The sequence below is a fragment of the Kribbella sp. NPDC048928 genome (assembly GCF_043197975.1).
Classification (GTDB): domain Bacteria; phylum Actinomycetota; class Actinomycetes; order Propionibacteriales; family Kribbellaceae; genus Kribbella.
On sequence record NZ_JBICUC010000003.1, the window covers coordinates 287,325 to 303,246 of the forward strand.

The 15,922-nt window shown below is 69.0% G+C and carries 16 protein-coding genes; 4 read left to right on the forward strand and 12 right to left on the reverse strand.

All coding sequences use genetic code 11. From position 1 onward, the window contains the following. Window positions 1-10 precede the first annotated feature (10 nt). Window positions 11-988: a DUF5937 family protein gene (locus ACGFI6_RS14785; protein WP_393118623.1), complete on the reverse strand. Its 978-nt coding sequence runs from the start codon at window positions 986-988 to the stop codon at window positions 11-13. Between the two features lie 67 nt (window positions 989-1,055). Between ACGFI6_RS14785 and ACGFI6_RS14790 the strand changes: the two genes are divergently transcribed. Beyond that, window positions 1,056-2,597: an MFS transporter gene (locus ACGFI6_RS14790; protein ID WP_393118625.1), complete on the forward strand. Its 1,542-nt coding sequence runs from the start codon at window positions 1,056-1,058 to the stop codon at window positions 2,595-2,597. On the opposite strand, the gene ACGFI6_RS14795 is transcribed toward ACGFI6_RS14790, so the two are convergent. Beyond that, on the reverse strand, window positions 2,567-3,316 hold the full coding sequence (locus ACGFI6_RS14795; RefSeq protein ID WP_393118627.1) for an SDR family NAD(P)-dependent oxidoreductase: 750 nt from the start codon (window positions 3,314-3,316) through the stop codon (window positions 2,567-2,569). The genes ACGFI6_RS14790 and ACGFI6_RS14795 overlap by 31 nt on opposite strands. A 70-nt stretch (window positions 3,317-3,386) precedes the next feature. On the opposite strand from ACGFI6_RS14795, the gene ACGFI6_RS14800 reads away from it, so the two are divergent. Continuing rightward, window positions 3,387-4,271, forward strand: a complete 885-nt coding sequence (locus ACGFI6_RS14800; protein WP_393118628.1) for a LysR family transcriptional regulator — start codon at window positions 3,387-3,389, stop codon at window positions 4,269-4,271. Here ACGFI6_RS14800 and ACGFI6_RS14805 read toward each other — a convergent pair. The 10 genes from ACGFI6_RS14805 to ACGFI6_RS14850 all read right to left on the reverse strand — a co-directional run bounded on the left by ACGFI6_RS14805 (window position 4,237) and on the right by ACGFI6_RS14850 (window position 14,904). After that, window positions 4,237-5,232, reverse strand: a complete 996-nt coding sequence (locus ACGFI6_RS14805; protein ID WP_393118630.1) for a LacI family DNA-binding transcriptional regulator — start codon at window positions 5,230-5,232, stop codon at window positions 4,237-4,239. The two genes, ACGFI6_RS14800 and ACGFI6_RS14805, sit on opposite strands and share 35 nt — an antisense overlap. A gap of 14 nt (window positions 5,233-5,246) precedes the next feature. Continuing rightward, window positions 5,247-6,791 (reverse strand): glycoside hydrolase family 36 protein, encoded by a 1,545-nt coding sequence (locus tag ACGFI6_RS14810; RefSeq protein ID WP_393118632.1) that lies wholly within the window; start codon window positions 6,789-6,791, stop codon window positions 5,247-5,249. A gap of 419 nt (window positions 6,792-7,210) precedes the next feature. Next, on the reverse strand, window positions 7,211-7,642 hold the full coding sequence (locus ACGFI6_RS14815) for an STAS domain-containing protein (RefSeq protein ID WP_393118634.1): 432 nt from the start codon (window positions 7,640-7,642) through the stop codon (window positions 7,211-7,213). 45 nt (window positions 7,643-7,687) lie between these two features. Then, on the reverse strand, window positions 7,688-8,545 hold the full coding sequence (locus ACGFI6_RS14820) for an aminoglycoside phosphotransferase family protein (RefSeq protein WP_393118636.1): 858 nt from the start codon (window positions 8,543-8,545) through the stop codon (window positions 7,688-7,690). Continuing rightward, the gene (locus tag ACGFI6_RS14825; RefSeq protein ID WP_393118638.1) at window positions 8,532-9,086 is read right to left on the reverse strand and encodes a hypothetical protein; all 555 of its coding nucleotides are present in this window, start codon (window positions 9,084-9,086) and stop codon (window positions 8,532-8,534) included. Before ACGFI6_RS14825 ends, ACGFI6_RS14820 begins: the two co-directional genes overlap by 14 nt. A gap of 343 nt (window positions 9,087-9,429) precedes the next feature. Further along, window positions 9,430-10,074 (reverse strand): response regulator, encoded by a 645-nt coding sequence (locus ACGFI6_RS14830; RefSeq protein ID WP_393118640.1) that lies wholly within the window; start codon window positions 10,072-10,074, stop codon window positions 9,430-9,432. Then, on the reverse strand, window positions 10,067-11,302 hold the full coding sequence (locus ACGFI6_RS14835) for a sensor histidine kinase (RefSeq protein WP_393118642.1): 1,236 nt from the start codon (window positions 11,300-11,302) through the stop codon (window positions 10,067-10,069). Before ACGFI6_RS14835 ends, ACGFI6_RS14830 begins: the two co-directional genes overlap by 8 nt. 19 nt (window positions 11,303-11,321) lie before the next feature. Beyond that, window positions 11,322-12,095 carry an ABC transporter permease gene (locus ACGFI6_RS14840; RefSeq protein ID WP_393118644.1) on the reverse strand — a complete coding sequence of 258 codons (774 nt, stop codon included), beginning with the start codon at window positions 12,093-12,095 and terminating at the stop codon, window positions 11,322-11,324. Then, window positions 12,092-13,015, reverse strand: coding sequence for an ABC transporter ATP-binding protein (locus tag ACGFI6_RS14845; RefSeq protein WP_393118646.1), 924 nt, complete (start codon window positions 13,013-13,015; stop codon window positions 12,092-12,094). The genes ACGFI6_RS14840 and ACGFI6_RS14845 overlap by 4 nt, the downstream gene beginning before the upstream one ends. A 101-nt stretch (window positions 13,016-13,116) precedes the next feature. Beyond that, window positions 13,117-14,904, reverse strand: coding sequence for an AMP-dependent synthetase/ligase (locus tag ACGFI6_RS14850; RefSeq protein WP_393118648.1), 1,788 nt, complete (start codon window positions 14,902-14,904; stop codon window positions 13,117-13,119). 108 nt (window positions 14,905-15,012) lie between these two features. Here ACGFI6_RS14850 and ACGFI6_RS14855 point away from each other — a divergent pair, with 108 nt between their 5' ends. Beyond that, on the forward strand, window positions 15,013-15,480 hold the full coding sequence (locus ACGFI6_RS14855) for a hypothetical protein (protein WP_393118650.1): 468 nt from the start codon (window positions 15,013-15,015) through the stop codon (window positions 15,478-15,480). A 4-nt stretch (window positions 15,481-15,484) separates the two neighbouring features. Then, entirely contained in the window at window positions 15,485-15,916 is a 432-nt protein-coding gene (locus ACGFI6_RS14860) for an SRPBCC family protein (RefSeq protein WP_166679286.1), read from the forward strand. The last annotated feature ends 6 nt before the right edge of the window (window positions 15,917-15,922 follow it).

The window sequence follows — 15,922 nt, forward strand, 5'->3', positions numbered from 1 at the left end:
CGGATCTGGGTTATCCGACGGAGGCGTCGATGACGGCCTGTCCCACCTCGGTACGGCGGTAGTGCACCTGGTGGCCCGTACGGCGACGAGTCGCGAGACCCGCGTCGTACAACGCCGAGAGATGCTCCGCGACGGTGGCGAGAGCGAGATCGTACTGTGCGGCGAGCGCGCTGGTGGTGGCAGGCGGGTCGAGCGCGACCAGAAGCGTCGCGCGAGTACGACCGAGCAGGCGGGCCAGTGGATCCGGGGGAGGTGGGGCGTCGGACCACAGGCGGGCGGCGCCGCGGGCCGGGTAGACGAGGGTCGGGTGGTACGCCGGATCGACCACCATCACGAGGTACGGCCACTCGAAGACCCCGGGGACGAGCAACAGGCCCTGGCCGGAGAGGTCGCGGTCGTCCGAGCGGTACCGGGTTGCGATCAGCCGGTCGTCCTCCCAGGTCAGCGTGGGATGCAGGTCGTCGAACAGCCCGGCAAGACCGCCGTCGGTGAGTTGCCGCCCGCGGTGCGCGATGTCGTCCTCGAGCACCCGGCTGATCAGTGGCCAGTCCGGCCTGATGAGCGCGTCCCATGCGCTCTCGATCTCGTCCGCGAGCCGTTCACGGGTGCCGGGCAGGTCCTCGAGCATCGCGTTGATCTCGGGCGCGGCTGGGTTGTTCAGCTCGTCGCGGGACTGGATCAGCTCTGCGCGTACCTTCTCCAGCGGCGTGGCGCGGACGCGCGCGACCTCGGTCGCGAACTTCGCCCGGGACGCCTTCGGCGGCGGGGTGAGGAAGTCCGGGGTGAAGCCGACACGCGGCTGGACGGCCTTCAGCATGCGCAGGTCGAGCTTCGCCGCGGTGTCCTGCTTCGCGGCGATCCAGTCCGCGTACAACTGCCGGTGCTTCGAGCCGTGCAGCACTCGCACCGCCGACATGGTCTCCCAGAGCGGCGACACCCCGAACCGGCAGCGCAGCGCGTCCGCCTGCGTGAAACGCAGCACGGTCATCGGACTGAACTTTCGGTCACAACCAAAACTCTACGCCGTCGGGGTCGCGGTGCCGCAGGCTCGCACCGTGACGTCCTACGGAGCTGTACTGCGCCTTCCCGGCATGCGCGCGGTGTACGCGGCCCACACCGTCTCGATGCTCGGAACGATCGCCGCCGAGGTGGCGCTGTCGATCCTGGTGTTCGAACGCACCGGGTCGCCGCTGCTGTCCGCGCTGGTACTGGTGTGTTCCTTCGTGCCGTACGCCGTGAGTGGGGTGCTGTTCTCTTCACTCACGGACCGCTTCCCGGCGCGGCGGGTGCTCGTCACGTGCGACCTGCTCAGCGCGGTGTGTGTGGGCGCGATGTTGCTGCCGGGGATGCCGGTTGCCGGGCTGCTCGGTCTGCTCGTCGGGCTCGGGATGATCGCGCCGGTCTTCTCCGGTGCGCGGGCGGCGAGCCTCGCGAACCTGCTGCCGCAGGATCTGTTCCCGGTCGGGAGGTCGTTGCTGCGGGCAATCGGTCAGACGGCAATGCTGGCGGGCTTCGCACTCGGCGGGATCGCGGTGGCGGCGATCGGCGCGCGGTGGTTGTTGATTGTCGACGTGGCAACCTTCGGATTGTCAGCAATCCTCCTCGCCGCCGGCACGCCATACACACCCCCGGCCAACCGAAAGCAGCCCACACCCACCAGCCATCGCACCACCAGCCATCGCACCACCGGCCATCGCACCACCGGCCATCGCACCACCGGCCATCGCACCACCGGCCATCGCACCACCGGCCATCGCACCACCGGCCATCGCACCACCAGCCCACAGCACAAAGACGTCCGCGACCCGCGGCTCACATCCCCAGTTGGCGATCCCGGCGAGCCGGCTGCGTGCTTGACCGGTGACGCCGCTGTGGGTGAAGGCGAGCGGGATCGCTCGCTTGGGCGGTGTTGGGGTGGGATGCGGTTGTTGTTTGTGAATGTGAGGTTGCGGAATCTGATCTTGCTGACTTGGGTTGCGGCGGCATTCTCGTCGTTGCCGGACGGTCTTGCTGTCGCATACACCGCCCAGGTCGGCACCGTCGCCGCGGCCGCCGGTGCGTTGTTCACCGGCTACGCGGTCGGCGGCGTGGCCGGCGAGCTCGTCGTCTCACGGTTCACCCCTTCCGTGCGGCGACGGCTCGTCGTCCCGTTCCTGCTCGCCAGCCAGCTACCCGCGATCGGTTTCCTGACCGTGCCCCCGATCCCGGTGGCAGCCGTGCTGCTGGCGATCTCGGGTGCCGGCTTCGCGTTCAACCAGGGCATCGATCCGCTGATCCTCGGCGCCGTCGATCCGGCGCAGCGCGGTCAATTGTTCACAATCCAGACGAGCGGTCTGATGGCGATCCAGGGCGTCAGCATCGCCCTCGGCGGTGTCGTCGGCTCGTTCATCGCGCCCAACCTGACGATCGCGCTGGCCGGCGTACTCGGCACCGCGACAACGCTCCTGATCGCCCGTCAGGCACTCAACCCCGGCCCAGTCTCAACACAGGGCCATGTGGTGCAGTCTCACCACGGGGAGGGCCACGGCGTGCAGTCTCACCACGGGGAGGGCCAGGTCGTGCAGTCTCACCACGGGGCTACGTCGTCCAGTGACTGAGGTCCTCGGAAGACGCCGGTCGGGCCGTCCGCCGGGAGGGTTGCCAGCGCGACGGGTACGGCGGCGCCGTCCGCGACGGTGCGGGTTCCGCGCGGTACGGCGGCCTGGCTGTTCAGGTCCGTGGGGACGAGCCCCGGTGTGGCAGCGTTCACCTTGATGCCGTCCGCGCGCAGTGCACTCGCGTAGACCAGTGTGAGCGCGTTGAGCGCTGCCTTCGACGAGCTGTACGCGAGCAGTCCCTGCGTCGCCAAGCGTCCGTCGAGCTCCGACAGCAGGTTGACCGAGCCGAGTCCGCTGGACATGTTGACAATCCGCGCATTGGACGATCGCCGCAGCAGCGGTACGAACGCGTTGATCGCGGAGACGACCCCGAACACGTTCACGTCGTACGCCGTCCGGACCTGCTCGGCCGTGATGTCCGCGACCGCCGTACCCCACTCGGCGACGATGCCGGCGTTGTTCACCAGGACGTCCAGCCGCCCGGAGTCCGCCTCGACCTGCTTCGCCGCGGCCGCGACCGAGTCCGCGTCGGTCACGTCGAGCGCCACGAACCGTACGTCGAGTCCGTCGGCGGCCAGTTCCGCCGCGGCCGCGGCACCCAGCGCCGCGTTGCGTGCCGCCAGATACACGGTGAGCCCACGCTGGGCGAGCTGCCGGACGATCTCCTTGCCGATGCCTTTGTTGCCGCCCGTCACCAGGGCGATGTCTGTCTGTGTCATGTCACCAGTCCACCGCGCCGCAACCGCCGCAGACCAACACCGATCAGGTGGCTCGCCATACCCTGGAGGTATGCCCGAACCCGAGATCCGCGAGCTGCGGTACTTCCGTGCGGTCGCCGAGGAGCTGAACATCACCCGCGCCGCCGAGCGGCTCGGGATCGCGCAGCCGCCGCTTTCGCGGGCGATGCGGCAGCTCGAGCACCGCCTCGGCTTCGAACTGTTCGACCGGTCCGGGCAACGGCTCGCGCTGACGACAGCGGGGGAGACGCTCTTCAAGGAGTCCGGTCCGGTGATCGACGCGCTCGACTCGGCGGTCCGTCGTACGCAGCGAGCGGGGCTGTCGGCCCGCGGCCTGATCGTCACGGCGAAGCCGGGTGTCGCTACCGAGTTGCTGCACGGCCTGGTGGCGGTCCTCAAGGACGACGTGCCCGGGCTGCAGGTGGTGGTGAGCGGGTTCGGCGAACAGGCCGACATGCTGCGCGACGGGCGGGCGGACGTCGCGCTGGTCAGTCGGCCGTTCGACGACCGCGGACTGCAGACCGAGAGGCTGTACGAGGAGCCGCGGGTCGCGGCCTTGCCGATCGGGCACGAGCTCGCCGCACGGGACCTACTGTGTGCCGAGGATCTGGCCGGGATCCCAGCGCCGCGGTGGAATCGGGCGAACGTTGCCGAGCGCAACTACTGGGCGGCGCGGCCGGACGAGCCGGTCGACGGGCCGATCGTGCAGGACTCGTCACAGCTGCTCGAGGTGGTCGCGTTCGGGCAGGCGATCGCGCTGGTCCCGCGGTCGATGGCCGAGCGCAACATCCGGCCGGACGTCGTCTACCGGCCGGTGACCGACGCCGAGCCGTACGTGATGCTGGTGGTGTGGCCCGCCGGGAGTCGCTCCGCCGATCTGGCGAAGTTCGTCGAGGCGGCGGTCAGGCACTCGAGCGGACCACCAGCGGTGCAGTGACGAGTTGGCCGGGCTCGGCGGGTTGCCCGGCGATCTCTTTCAACGCTCGGTCGAAGAGGCAACGGGCGATGTCGCGCAACGGGATCCGGGCTGTGGTCAGCGGCGTGTCCAGCATGCTTGCGAACGGGAAATCGTTGAACCCGGTCACCGCAACCTCCTGACCAACGGCGATCCCGCGCCGTTGCAGGGTCCGCATCGCGACCACGGCGTACGCGTCGTTGTCCGCGACGAAGGCGTCCGGCAGCTCCGTCGGCGCGGCCTCCGCGACGTACGCCGCGACCGCGTCGAGCGACGCGAACGATCGTACAATTGTCGACGAGAACTCGCGGACGAACCCGTCGCGCCGCTGATGCACCCAGGGCAGCGCACTGTCCGTCGCCAGATACACGGCCCGCTCGCGGCCGGTCGCTCGCAGATGCTCAGCGATGCCGGCCATCGACGACTCGTTGTCCACATCGACCCAGCACTGCCGCTGGTCCGGCGCCGTCCGCCCGAACGCGACGAACGGGAACCGCCGCCGGCTGAGGAACTCGATCCGCGGATCGTGCGGCATTGTCTCCAATACGACGATCGCGTCCACCTGGCGCGCAGCGATCAGCTTCTCGTACAGGGCGATCTCGGTTGCGCCCTCGGTCGGCGTCGTCACGTGAACGCCGTACCCGGACACGGCCGCCGCCGTCACCAGGCCGTCGAGCACGCCGTGCAGGAATCCACCCAGGCCGGTGCTGTCCGCGTCCTCGAAGTACAGCGGCAGGCCGATCACCTGGCTGCGGCCCGACGACAACGCGCGGGCGGCGTGGTTCGGGATGTACCCGAGCTCGTCGATCGCCGCGCGCACTGTCTGCACGGTCGGCGGCGCGACGCGGTGCGGTGCGTTCAGTACGTTCGACACCGTCATCGCCGACACCCCGGCCAGCCGCGCGACGTCGGCGACCGTCGTACGGCGCGGTTTCTGTGCCACCAAGTCGTTTCCCCTCAGGTCCGCACGATCCGGGCCGTTCCGCCGACAGGTACGTCGATCGGCCACACCTCGGTCGGCGTTGTCGTCGTGTGCTGCACCTCGTGGCCCGAGCAGTCAGACACTACGAGATCGACCGGCCCGCCGCCCGCACCTTCGACGTACAGCTGTTGACCGGCGCCGCCGTTGACCACGACCGTGCAGGACTCATCTACCCGCACCACGGGGTCGCTGAACACGGCAATCACGGTTTCCGAGGCTCCGACCGCACGCACCTGTGTGTAGCGCGCGTCAGGTCGCGATGGCATCAGTACGCCGTGCAGCAAGGCGTCGGCGTGGTCGTGCATGAAGCCGAGCCAGTACCTGACGACCTGCTCGTGGTCGGGCGACAGTGCGTCCAGGTCCATCGACACCTGCGCCGTACTGAACAGAGCGCCGATGAATTGCTGCGCGACGTTCTCGGCGGACGCCGACGGGTTCCACATCAGCATGTCCGAGTGCACCGCGCGGTCGCCGGCCAACAGTCGACAATCTACCGTCCGCACGCGGTTCTCGACCGGGTCCTGTGCGCAGTCGCCGGCCCGCAGGAACGTGCCGAACTGCCACAGTCGCGGATGCACGTAGTCCTGCCGGAACTCGATCAGCACGTCCGGACGGAGCCGTTGCAGCTCGTCGGTGACGGCCTGGAGGAACCGCTCGACGCCCTCGTCGACCGACGCGCAGTCGGCGTCCGGCGCCGACGGGACGTCGTCGCGCGCCCAGGAGTCGATGAAGTCGATCTTCAGACCGTCGACACCCCAGTCGCGGACCGGCCGGATCGCGCACTCCACCAGGTGGTCACGAACCTCGCGGTACCGCGGGTCCAGCACGGCGACGTCGGTGTCGGCGAGGCCGAGAGTGCGGTCCTTCAACCGCGCCCACGCCTTCGAATGCCTTCCCATCAACGGCGGTGCGAGCCACAGCACGTACCGCTGCCCGAGCTCGTGCACGCGCCGCACGTGCGCGGCCATGTCCGGGAAGGTGCTGCTGGTCGGCTCCCAGTCGCCGCAGTACGCGTACCCGCGCCGAGTGTCGTTGGTCTGCCAGCCGTCGTCGACAATCACCGCCTGCAGCCCGTATGCCGCTCCTGCGCGGGCGTGCTGCTCCACCGATGCGGCCGAGACGTGCTGGTGGTCGCTGTACCAGGTCGAGTACATCGCGTCGCGGGCGATCGGCGGGACCGCTGCGATCCGCTCACCCAGCTCTGCTGCCCACTCGGCGGTCACTCCGCGGAGCGCGTCGGCGAAATGCTGAGGACGCAGGTCGATGCGCAGGGTGAAGTCATCGCCCTCGATGTCCGTGACGGTCAGGTCGATCAGCTGTTCGGCGGTCTCCTCGTTCACGCCGATCGCGAAGTCGCAGCCGCGGACGTTGGCAGACAAGGAGATTGTCAACAAACTCCGGTTCTGATTGTCGACCAGCGCCGCGACCGGGGCGGAGCGGACCGAACGAATCTCCCGGCGCGACCCCCAGTCGGTCGGCAGCTCACGCCGCGACCCCTGCGTCGCCCGCCACAACGTCACCGCACCCTCCACCGGCCACCTCCACCGCAAGGTCGCCGCCAGAGCGTTCCCGGCCCCACCCGCGCTCGGGTCACCCGCCCTACTACCTGTGCGCGGGTCACCCGCCCTACCTACGCTCGGGTCACCGGCCTCGCCTGCGCCCGGGTCAGCGGCCTCGCCGGTGCTTGAGCCGGCTGCTTCGGTTGGGTTCGGGGTGGGGGTTATGACGTAGTGCAGGAGGCCCGGTTCGGTGGCTGGTTTTTCGGCGACGATGCCGCCGGTGAGCGTTCCGGTGCGGGTGGTGTGACCCCCGGGCGAGCGGATCTCAAATGTCGTCACGCCGAGACTGTAACGGTAAAACCAGGCTCTCAGAAGCTATTCAAGGATTTGATCAAACAGCTCTGGTTTTATCGCTAATACACCCGCCGGTGGCATTGCGTTCAGGAGCGGGAAGTGAGGCCTGCGTCGGAGCGGCGGTAGGCGGGGAGGGCGTCGGGGAGGGTCTCGTAGTGGTCCAGTGGCCGGGCGGTTCGGGTGCTGCGGATCAGGTCGGCCAGCCACTGTCCGGCGCCGGAGGCGCGTAGCCAGCCGCCGTGTTCGAGGGCGAGGTCGTGGGCGTCGGCGAGTACGTCGAGACCGGCCGACTCCATCGCGGTGATCCGGCGCAGGTCGACGACGACGCGCGGCAGCTTCGTGGTGATCACATGCCGCAGCTCGGCGTCGAACGTGGGCAGCGTGCCAGTGTCGATCGCGCCGGCGACGCGGAAGACAGCACACTCGCCGACAGCACTCCAGCTGGAGACGAAAGGCCCGCTGGCGTCCGCCGATGGGCGGACGGAGCGGGCCACCTGGGGTTTGCGGTGGGCCTTCATGCCCCAACCGGTACCCGGAGCTAATCCTGACGGGATCAGCTCGCGTTACCAGACGATGTCGTCGAGCGCCGGCCACGGCGGTCCCGCGCGCAGAACGCGAAGGAACGCCACTCCCGATGCTCTGCCGCTCGGATGCCGGTCGCCGAGACTCCAGCGATGCGCCGCGACGATCGCGAGGACGACACCCCTGCACTCGCCGACCAGATCCTGGTCAGCGTCGGGATAGTGCCGGCTGACCTCGCTGGGCACCCAAGCCAGGTCGTACTCGACCGGCCCGCGCGCGGTGTTCTCGAAGTCGATGAACAGCGGCCCGGTCTTCGTGTTGAGGATGTTGAACGGGTGCGGCTCCCCGTGCAGCAGCTGCTCGACGCCGCGCCGGCTGCCGATCGATCGCCCCAGATCGCGCAGCGTGCCGGCGAGCAACGCCCGGTCCGGATCCGCGAGATCGGGAGTGACGGCACGGTTGGCGACGTCCCGTCGAGTATCAGCCACTCGATCCAGGAAGTGTGGCGTCGTGACCTCGATCTGCCGCAGGCCGGCATGAAGAAGTGCGAGCTTCTGCGCGTACTCGGCCGACGGCAGCGTTCGAGACTCCACAGGCTCGAAGTAGACCCACAGCGCGATCTTGAATCCGTCCCGAACGAACACGCGTGGTTCGACCCGAGGCTCGAGCGGAGCGACCGGGCTGTCCGTCTGCGCCAGCCGTCGTACGAGTTCCACTTCTTGCTCTGCGCTGGCGAAATGCGTCGCGGGCGTGACGCGGGCGACGGTGTCGCAGGGCATCAGGCGGACGACGAGTCGGTTGGAGTCGCTGAGAACCACCGCGTCGTCGACGGCCAGGTTGAGTTCGGAGGCGGTCGCCATTGCTGCAGCCACCGCACGCCGCCTCTCAGTTGCCTCCATCGCCCTGCCCCCTTCCCAGGAGGTCGAGGAATTCTCGGACGGCGCGTTTGGACTTGAGTACGTGCCGGGTCGCGTGTTGTCCGTGCCGGGCAATGATTGCTCGCTCGCGTTCGAGTTCCGTACGCCGGTTCCGCCAGATGATCGGGATCAGGCGCCATTCGTCGCGCAGCCGTTGCCAGGCCGAGTACTCACATCCTTCAGGCAATGTGTCCGGCATGCGGCAGCCGCGCAGGAACGCGCGTCCCGCGCACCGCCACCACGGCGTGGCCAGCACCACGACGGTGTCGGCGCGTTCGAGCCGGAGGTCGAGCGTGTCGGCGTAGTTGCCATCGGCAATCCACGCGTCGCCGGCGAGCAGGACACGTTGTTTCTCGCGCCATTCGGCGTCCGACGGTTCGCTCCAGCCCGGCTTCCAGAACTGGAGGTCCAAATGAATGAGCGGCAGGCCGGACTTGGCGGCAAGGGCCCGGGAGAACGTGGATTTCCCGGCGCCGGCCATGCCGGTGACGACGATGCGGCGTTGCGTTTCGTGGGGGTACATGACACCTTCGCAGGATTGCAGCGGTGCCAGGCTCGACTACCCAGAGGTTGTCTGCGCTGTGGTGCCGAAGCTGGCAATGGCCATCTGCGACACGGCGGGATCAAAGATGCCCGGCCGGAGCCGGCAACATCGCAGTGCTGCATTCCTGTGCAGCACGCGACGACACGTTCGTACCTACCGTGTCAGCGCGTGCCCTGCCGACCGGGCAGGTCGCGATGCACCCGACCCCAGACGCCTTCAGCCATTGCGCAGCCTCTCCAACGAAGATTCCCGGTACGGCCCGCAAACACCGGCCGTCCATCGAGAACGATTCTATCCGGCCGCATCGCAGCCGCCAGTCATATTAGGGCCGGCCGAGGATGCCCTGCTCGTATCCCTTGGCGACGGCGGCCGCGCGGTCGGTGACGCCGAGCTTGGTGAAGACGTGGCTGAGGTGCGTCTTCACGGTCGCTTCGCTGATGAACAGTTCGCGGGCGATGTCGCGGTTCGACGTACCCTTCGCGACCAGCTCGAGGACCTGGCGCTCGCGTGCGGCGAGCGGTGTCGGTGCGGGCGTCCGTACGGCGGACACCAGGCGGGACGCGACGGTAGGGGAGAGCACGGTCTTGCCGTCGGCGGCCAGGCGGACCGCGTTGAACAACTCCTCCTGCGGCGCGTCCTTGAGCAGGTAGCCGGTGGCGCCGGCCTCGATCGCGCGCAGTGTGTCGGTGTCGGTGTCCCAGGTGGTCAGGACCAGCACCTGGGAGCGGATCTTGCGCCGGTTCAGCTCGGTGATCGCGTCCAGCCCGCCGCCGCCCGGCATCCGCAGGTCCATCAGGATCACGTCCGGCGTGAGCTCCGCCGCGAGCGCGACCGCCTGGACGCCGTCCGACGCTTCGGCAAGAACCGTGAAGCCGGGCGCGGACTCGAACATGCCGCGCAGGCCGTTGCGGACCACCGGATGGTCGTCGACGAGGAGGAGCGAGATGTCGCGCACAGGGTCAAGCATGGAGCACCAGCGGTACGTGAGCGGAGATCGCCGTACCGAAACCTGGCTCGGCCTCCACGGTCAGCGAACCGGCGATGCGTTCGGCGCGTGCTCGCATCCCGTCCAGGCCGAACCCGCCGGTGCCTGACCGGGCCGGCACCGCCAGCGGATCGAAGCCCTTGCCGTCGTCGCGGATGTCCACCGTCACCTCGTCGTCCATGAAGCTGAGGGTCACGCCGACGCGGGTCGCGGCGGCGTGTTTCGCGACGTTCGCGAGCGCTTCCTGCGTGATCCGCAGAAGGGTCGCCGCGAACTCGCCGTGCAGATGCTGCGCCGTACCGGTCAGGGTGAACTCGGCGGAGACACCGGTCCGCTCCGACCATTGGCGGACGGTCTTGCGCAGGGCCTCGGGCAGGCCGTCGTCCGACAGACCGGCCGGGGCGAGGTTCTGCACCGAGCGGCGGGCCTCGCCGAGGCTGTGCCGGGCCAGCTCGCTGGCCTGGCCGACGCGTTCGGAGATCACCTTCGGGTCGGAGGTGTTCGCGACCACCTGGAGCTGGGCGATGATGCCGGTCAGGCCCTGGGCGATCGTGTCGTGGATCTCCGCGGCCAGCCGGCGGCGCTCGTCGGAGATGCCGGCCTCGCGCGCCTGGACGAGCAGCTGCGCCTGCAACGCCGCGTTCTCCTTGTGGGCCTGCTCGAGCTCGGTGATGGTGTCGGCCCGCGCCTGCGACCGGGCCTCCTGCTGCTCGGCGAAATGCTTGACGACGGTCAGCAGTACGTTGTTCGCGACCACGAGGCCGCCGAACACCACCCACGTCATGCCGTGCAGCGGGAAACCGCCGGTCTGCGCCCCGGCGATCGGGAGCGTGCACGCGAACAGGGCGAGTCGCTGCCGCTTCCGGCCCGGGATCAGCTCGTCGGCGTCGTAGTACCCGGCAACGACGTAGAAGGCGAAGAAGCCGTTCAGGATCGTCAGCGCGAACCCGATCGCCCAGCGCAGGATGTAGTACGTCACCGAGATGGCGTTCGGCCCACGGTGGACGCGGCCGCTCCAGGTCCACCACAGCTGCGTCACCAGCGCCGTACCGACCAGGCCGAGGGCCTGTGCCTGCCGCTCGTTGCTGAGCGGGATCAGCCTGCCCGCCGTCGCGGCCGCGAGCAGAGTGCCGAGGCCGAGCAGGAAGTACGGCGCCCAGCGCTGGAAAGCCGCCTGGCGCCGATCGAGATCACTGTCGGCCGTCGTCACCTGCCCAGTTTGCACGAACCTACTCCCAGCGGAACCAGCGCGCCGCCGCGGCGGACAGCACGACCGCCCACGCAGCCAGCACTCCCAAGTGGGACCACGACGGCCAGTGGCCGGCCGCAGCCTGGTCGAGCGCCCGCACCGCGGCACCGAACGGCAGCACGACGACGATCTTCTGCAGCGTGTGCGGCATCGTCTGGACGGGCAGCCAGAGACCGGCCGAGAACAGGCTCGGGAAGAACGCGGCCATCCCGAACGCGGTTGCGATCCGGGCCGTGCGTGCCCGCGCCGAGACCAGCGCGCCGAGCGCCAGTGCGGCAATCGCGGTCAGCAGCAGAGCGAGCACGTAGCCGCCGATCTGCCCCGGCAGCTTGACGTCGAAGGCGATCCGGCCGATCGCCATGCAGAGCAACGCCGAGCCGAGGCCGGTGGCGCCGAACAACGCCATCTGCGCGGTCAGCAGCGCGGACGGGCGGACCGGCGTCGTCGACATCCGGCGCAGGATGCCGCGCTCGCGGTAGCCGGTGATCAGCGGCGGCATCGCCTGCAGACCGGTGACGATCAGCGCGACCATCACCAGCACCGGCACGTACACGTCGATCAGCCGCACGCCGAGGCCGTCGTCGATCTTCCGGAAGCTCGGGATCGACCCGAGGATGATGAGCAGTACGGGCGGGAAGCCCATGGTCCAGAACAGCATGCCCGGCTCGCGGAGGAACAGCCGCGCCTCGGACCGCAGCACGGCGGCCTGCGGCGAGGTCCGGCGGACCGGGGTGGAGGCGTCGATCGCGGTCATTTCGTGGCTCCTGTGAGGTCGAGGAAAGCGTCGTCGAGGGTGGCGTCGGTGACGCGCAGCTGGTGGGCGGTGATCTGCTGCCGCGCGAGCAGCGTCAGCAGCGCGGTGACGGTCTCGTCGGTTCCGCCGAGCGTGATCCGGCCGTCCTTGTGCTCGACCGACGCCAGCGCCGGCAGTGCCGCCAGGTACTCGTCGTCGAGCGGCGCCGACGGGTTGAACGAGATGACCGTGGAGCCCGCGGTCCGGCTGATCAGGCCCTGCGGGGTGTCCAGGGCGGTGATCCGGCCCTGGTCGATCAGCGCGATCCGGTCGCAGAGCCGCTGCGCCTCCTCCATGAAGTGCGTGACCAGGAGGACCGTGACGCCGCGGGCGCGGATGTCCTCGACGACCTCCCAGGTGTCGCGACGGGCGCGCGGGTCGAGGCCGGTGGTCAGCTCGTCGAGGACGACGACCCGCGGGTTGCCGACCAGCGCGAGCGCGATGAACAGCCGCTGCTTCTGGCCGCCGCTGAGGACGCCGAAGCGCTTGTCCAGCTGGTCGTCCAGGCCGAGTCGCTTGGCGAGCGAGCGGTAGTCGGCCGGGTTCGGGTAGAACGCGGAGTACAGCTCGAGGGCCTCGCGGACCGTCAGCTTGGGCTGCAGTTCGCTCTCCTGGAGCTGCGCGCCGAGCACCTGCGTGACGGCCGCGTGGTCCGCGATCGGGTCGAGCCCGGCGACCCGGACCTTCCCGCTGTCGGGCACCCGGAGGCCCTCGACGCACTCGACGCTGGTGGTCTTACCGGCGCCGTTCGGGCCGAGGATCCCGAAGATCTCGCCCTCGTTGACGCTGAACGACACGTCGTCGACGACGGTCCGGCTGCCGTACGCCTTGCGCAGATTGGTGACTTCGACGATCGGTGTCGTCGTGCTGCTCGTGATCATGCATCGAGCTTCGCCGACAACGCGGTCCCGCCACATCGCCCGACGGGCTCGACCCGCCATCAGCCATTCGGCTGATGCCGGACTACAACCTGCTTCGCGTACTACTTGGCGTACAGGGCCTCGACGTCGGTGGTGTGGTTCTTCATCACGATGTGGCGGCGGAGGGAGAGCTTCAGGGACAGCTCGCCGGACTCCTGGGTCCAGTCGATCGGCAGGATGGAGAACTTCTTGATCGCCTCGGCGTGCGAGACCGACGCGTTCGCCTCGTCGACCGCCTTCTGGACCTCGGCGATCAGGTCGGCGTCGCGGGTCAGCAATGTGACGTCGGTCGGCTTCCCGCGCTCGGTCGCCCAACCGACAATGGTTTCCGGGTCGATCGTGATCAGGGCGGCGATGAACGGCTTGCCGTCGCCGACCACCATGCACTGGCTGACCAGCGGGTGCAGGCGGATCTGGTCCTCGAGCATGCTCGGCGCGACGTTCTTGCCGCCGGCCGTCACCAGGATCTCCTTCTTCCGGCCGGTGATCTTGATGAACCCGTCGACGTCGAACTCGCCGAGGTCGCCGGTGTGGAACCAGCCGTCGTCGTCGATCGCGGCGGCGGTCGCCTCGTCGTTCTTCCAGTACCCGAGCATCACCTGGCCGCCCTTGAAGCACAGCTCGCCGTCGTCCGCGACGCCGACGGAGACGCCCGGCAGCGGCCGGCCGACGGTGCCGATCCGGAGGTCGTCGGGCAGGTTCACCGCGACCGCGGCGGTGGTCTCGGTCAGGCCGTAGCCCTCCAGGACCGGTACGCCGATGCCGCGGAAGAAGTGCCCCAGCCGGTCACCGAGCGGGGCGCCGCCGGAGACCGCGTACTGCACCTGGCCGCCGAGCACCGCCCGCAGCTTGCCGAACACCAGCCGGTCGAACAGCAGGTGCTTGGCCTTCAGCCCGAACGACGCGCCGCCCTTGTCCTGCGCCCGCGAGTACGCGATCGCGGTCTCGGCGGCGGCGTCGAAGATCTTGCCCTTGCCGTCGGCGTGCGCCTTCTGGCTGGCCGAGTTGAACACCTTCTCGAAGACCCGCGGCACGCTCAGGATGAACGTCGGCCGGAACGCGCCGAGGTCCTCGACGAGGTTCTTCACGTCGGCGCTGTGGCCGACCTTGACCCGCTTCATCACGCAGCCGACCTGGATGATCCGGGCGAACACGTGGGCCAGCGGCAGGAACAGCAGCGTGCTTGCGCCGGTGGAGTCGAACAGGTCGTCGAGGATCTTCACCGCCGGGCCGAGCTCGTCCAGGAAGTTCGCGTGGCTGATCTTGCAGCCCTTCGGGCGACCGGTCGTCCCGGAGGTGTAGATCAGCGTGGCCAGGTCGGACGCGGTGACCGCCGAGCGGCGCTTGTCGAACTCGGCGTCGGTGACGTCCTGGCCGAGCGCGGTCAGCTGGTCGACGGCACCGGCCTCGATCTGCCAGACCTCCTGCAGTTCCGGGGCCTCGGCGCGCGCGGACTCCACGACGGCGCCGTGGGTCGCGTTCTCGACGACGGCGACGACCGCTTCGGAGTCGGTCAGGATCCACTGGATCTGCGAGGCCGAGGAGGTCTCGTAGATCGGTACGGTGACCGCGCCGATGCTCCAGATCGCGTAGTCGATCAGCGTCCACTCGTACCGCGTCGGGCTGAGCAGGGCGACCCGGTCGCCGTGCTTCACGCCGGCCCCGATCAGGCCCTTGGCGACGCCGATCACCTGCTGCGCGAACTCCGCTGCGGTGACATCGGTCCAGCTCGACCCCGTACGGCGGCTGAAGACCGCGGTGTCAGGATGAGAGGACGCGTTCGCCCACACGGGATCGCTCAGGCTGCCCGTGGCGGGTTCTGTCACGGCAGGAACGGTGTACTCACGCATCCGCGTCGTCTCCTCAGTCGGTCACGAATTGTCGACTTCCGGCGCACGCTACAGTCACCTACCCACAAGTAGCCACCTTTATGTGACCCACGGAACTAGGTTCAAGCCATGCCATTGCTCGACATCAGTTGCGACGACCTGGTCGTTGCTGATCCAGCCTACGTCGCCGAGCGGCTCGGCTCGGACACCCTCTGGCGCGAGTGGTGGCCGGACCTCACCCTGACACCGTCCGAGCGACGCGGTCCGGAAGGAGTCCGCTGGGCCGTCACCGGAGCTGTGACCGGTACGGCCGAGTGGTGGCTGGAGGCGGTCCGGGACGGTGTCGTCGTGCATTGGTATCTGCGGGTCGACCCACCGAAGCCGCTGCGGGGCCGGGCCGCCGAGCGGCTCAAGGAGCGGTACGTCGCGGCGTACCGGGAGCGGTTGTGGCGCTTCAAGGACGAGGTCGAGGCAGGCCGTGCGGCAGGCGAACGCCGTACCGGATCCGATCCCGCGATAGTCTCCGGGGAGGACGCGGATCCATCGGGGGGTCCGGCAGTCTCCAGCACCACTCGTCCCAGGCCAGCTAAGAGGTGAATCGATGGCGGAACAGACCACCTCGACCATCCAGGTGAACGCGTCCCCCAAGGAAATCATGGCGGTGATCGCGGACTTCGCGGCCTATCCGGAGTGGGCCGACTCGATGCGGGAGACCGAGGTGCTGTCCACCGACGAGGCCGGCCGGCCGAACAAGGTGCGGTTCAAGGTCGATGCGGGCGCCATCTCCGACGAGTACACGCTGGCCTACGTCTGGTCCCGCAACGAGGTGACCTGGACGCTGGTCGAGGCGAAGATGGTCAAGGGGATGGACGGTGCTTATGTCTTGCGTGATCTCGGCGCGGAAGGCACCGAGGTGACCTACCGGCTGGCCGTGGACGTGGCGATCCCGATGATCGGGATGCTCAAACGCAAGGCGGAGAAGGTCATCATCGACACAGCCCTCAAGGGCCTCAAGAAGCGCGTCGAGTCGTGAGTGTTG

Excerpts from the sequence above, each read along its gene's own strand:
- ACGFI6_RS14785 (WP_393118623.1), bottom strand. The coding sequence starts at position 988 with ATGACCGTGCTGCGTTTCACGCAGGCGGACGCGCTGCGCTGCCGGTTC.
- ACGFI6_RS14795 (WP_393118627.1), bottom strand. The coding sequence starts at position 3,316 with ATGACACAGACAGACATCGCCCTGGTGACGGGCGGCAACAAAGGCATC.
- ACGFI6_RS14800 (WP_393118628.1), top strand. The coding sequence starts at position 3,387 with ATGCCCGAACCCGAGATCCGCGAGCTGCGGTACTTCCGTGCGGTCGCC.
- ACGFI6_RS14815 (WP_393118634.1), bottom strand. The coding sequence starts at position 7,642 with ATGAAGGCCCACCGCAAACCCCAGGTGGCCCGCTCCGTCCGCCCATCG.
- ACGFI6_RS14820 (WP_393118636.1), bottom strand. The coding sequence starts at position 8,545 with ATGGAGGCAACTGAGAGGCGGCGTGCGGTGGCTGCAGCAATGGCGACC.
- ACGFI6_RS14825 (WP_393118638.1), bottom strand. The coding sequence starts at position 9,086 with ATGTACCCCCACGAAACGCAACGCCGCATCGTCGTCACCGGCATGGCC.
- ACGFI6_RS14830 (WP_393118640.1), bottom strand. The coding sequence starts at position 10,074 with ATGCTTGACCCTGTGCGCGACATCTCGCTCCTCCTCGTCGACGACCAT.
- ACGFI6_RS14840 (WP_393118644.1), bottom strand. The coding sequence starts at position 12,095 with ATGACCGCGATCGACGCCTCCACCCCGGTCCGCCGGACCTCGCCGCAG.
- ACGFI6_RS14845 (WP_393118646.1), bottom strand. The coding sequence starts at position 13,015 with ATGATCACGAGCAGCACGACGACACCGATCGTCGAAGTCACCAATCTG.
- ACGFI6_RS14850 (WP_393118648.1), bottom strand. The coding sequence starts at position 14,904 with ATGCGTGAGTACACCGTTCCTGCCGTGACAGAACCCGCCACGGGCAGC.
- ACGFI6_RS14855 (WP_393118650.1), top strand. The coding sequence starts at position 15,013 with ATGCCATTGCTCGACATCAGTTGCGACGACCTGGTCGTTGCTGATCCA.
- ACGFI6_RS14860 (WP_166679286.1), top strand. The coding sequence starts at position 15,485 with ATGGCGGAACAGACCACCTCGACCATCCAGGTGAACGCGTCCCCCAAG.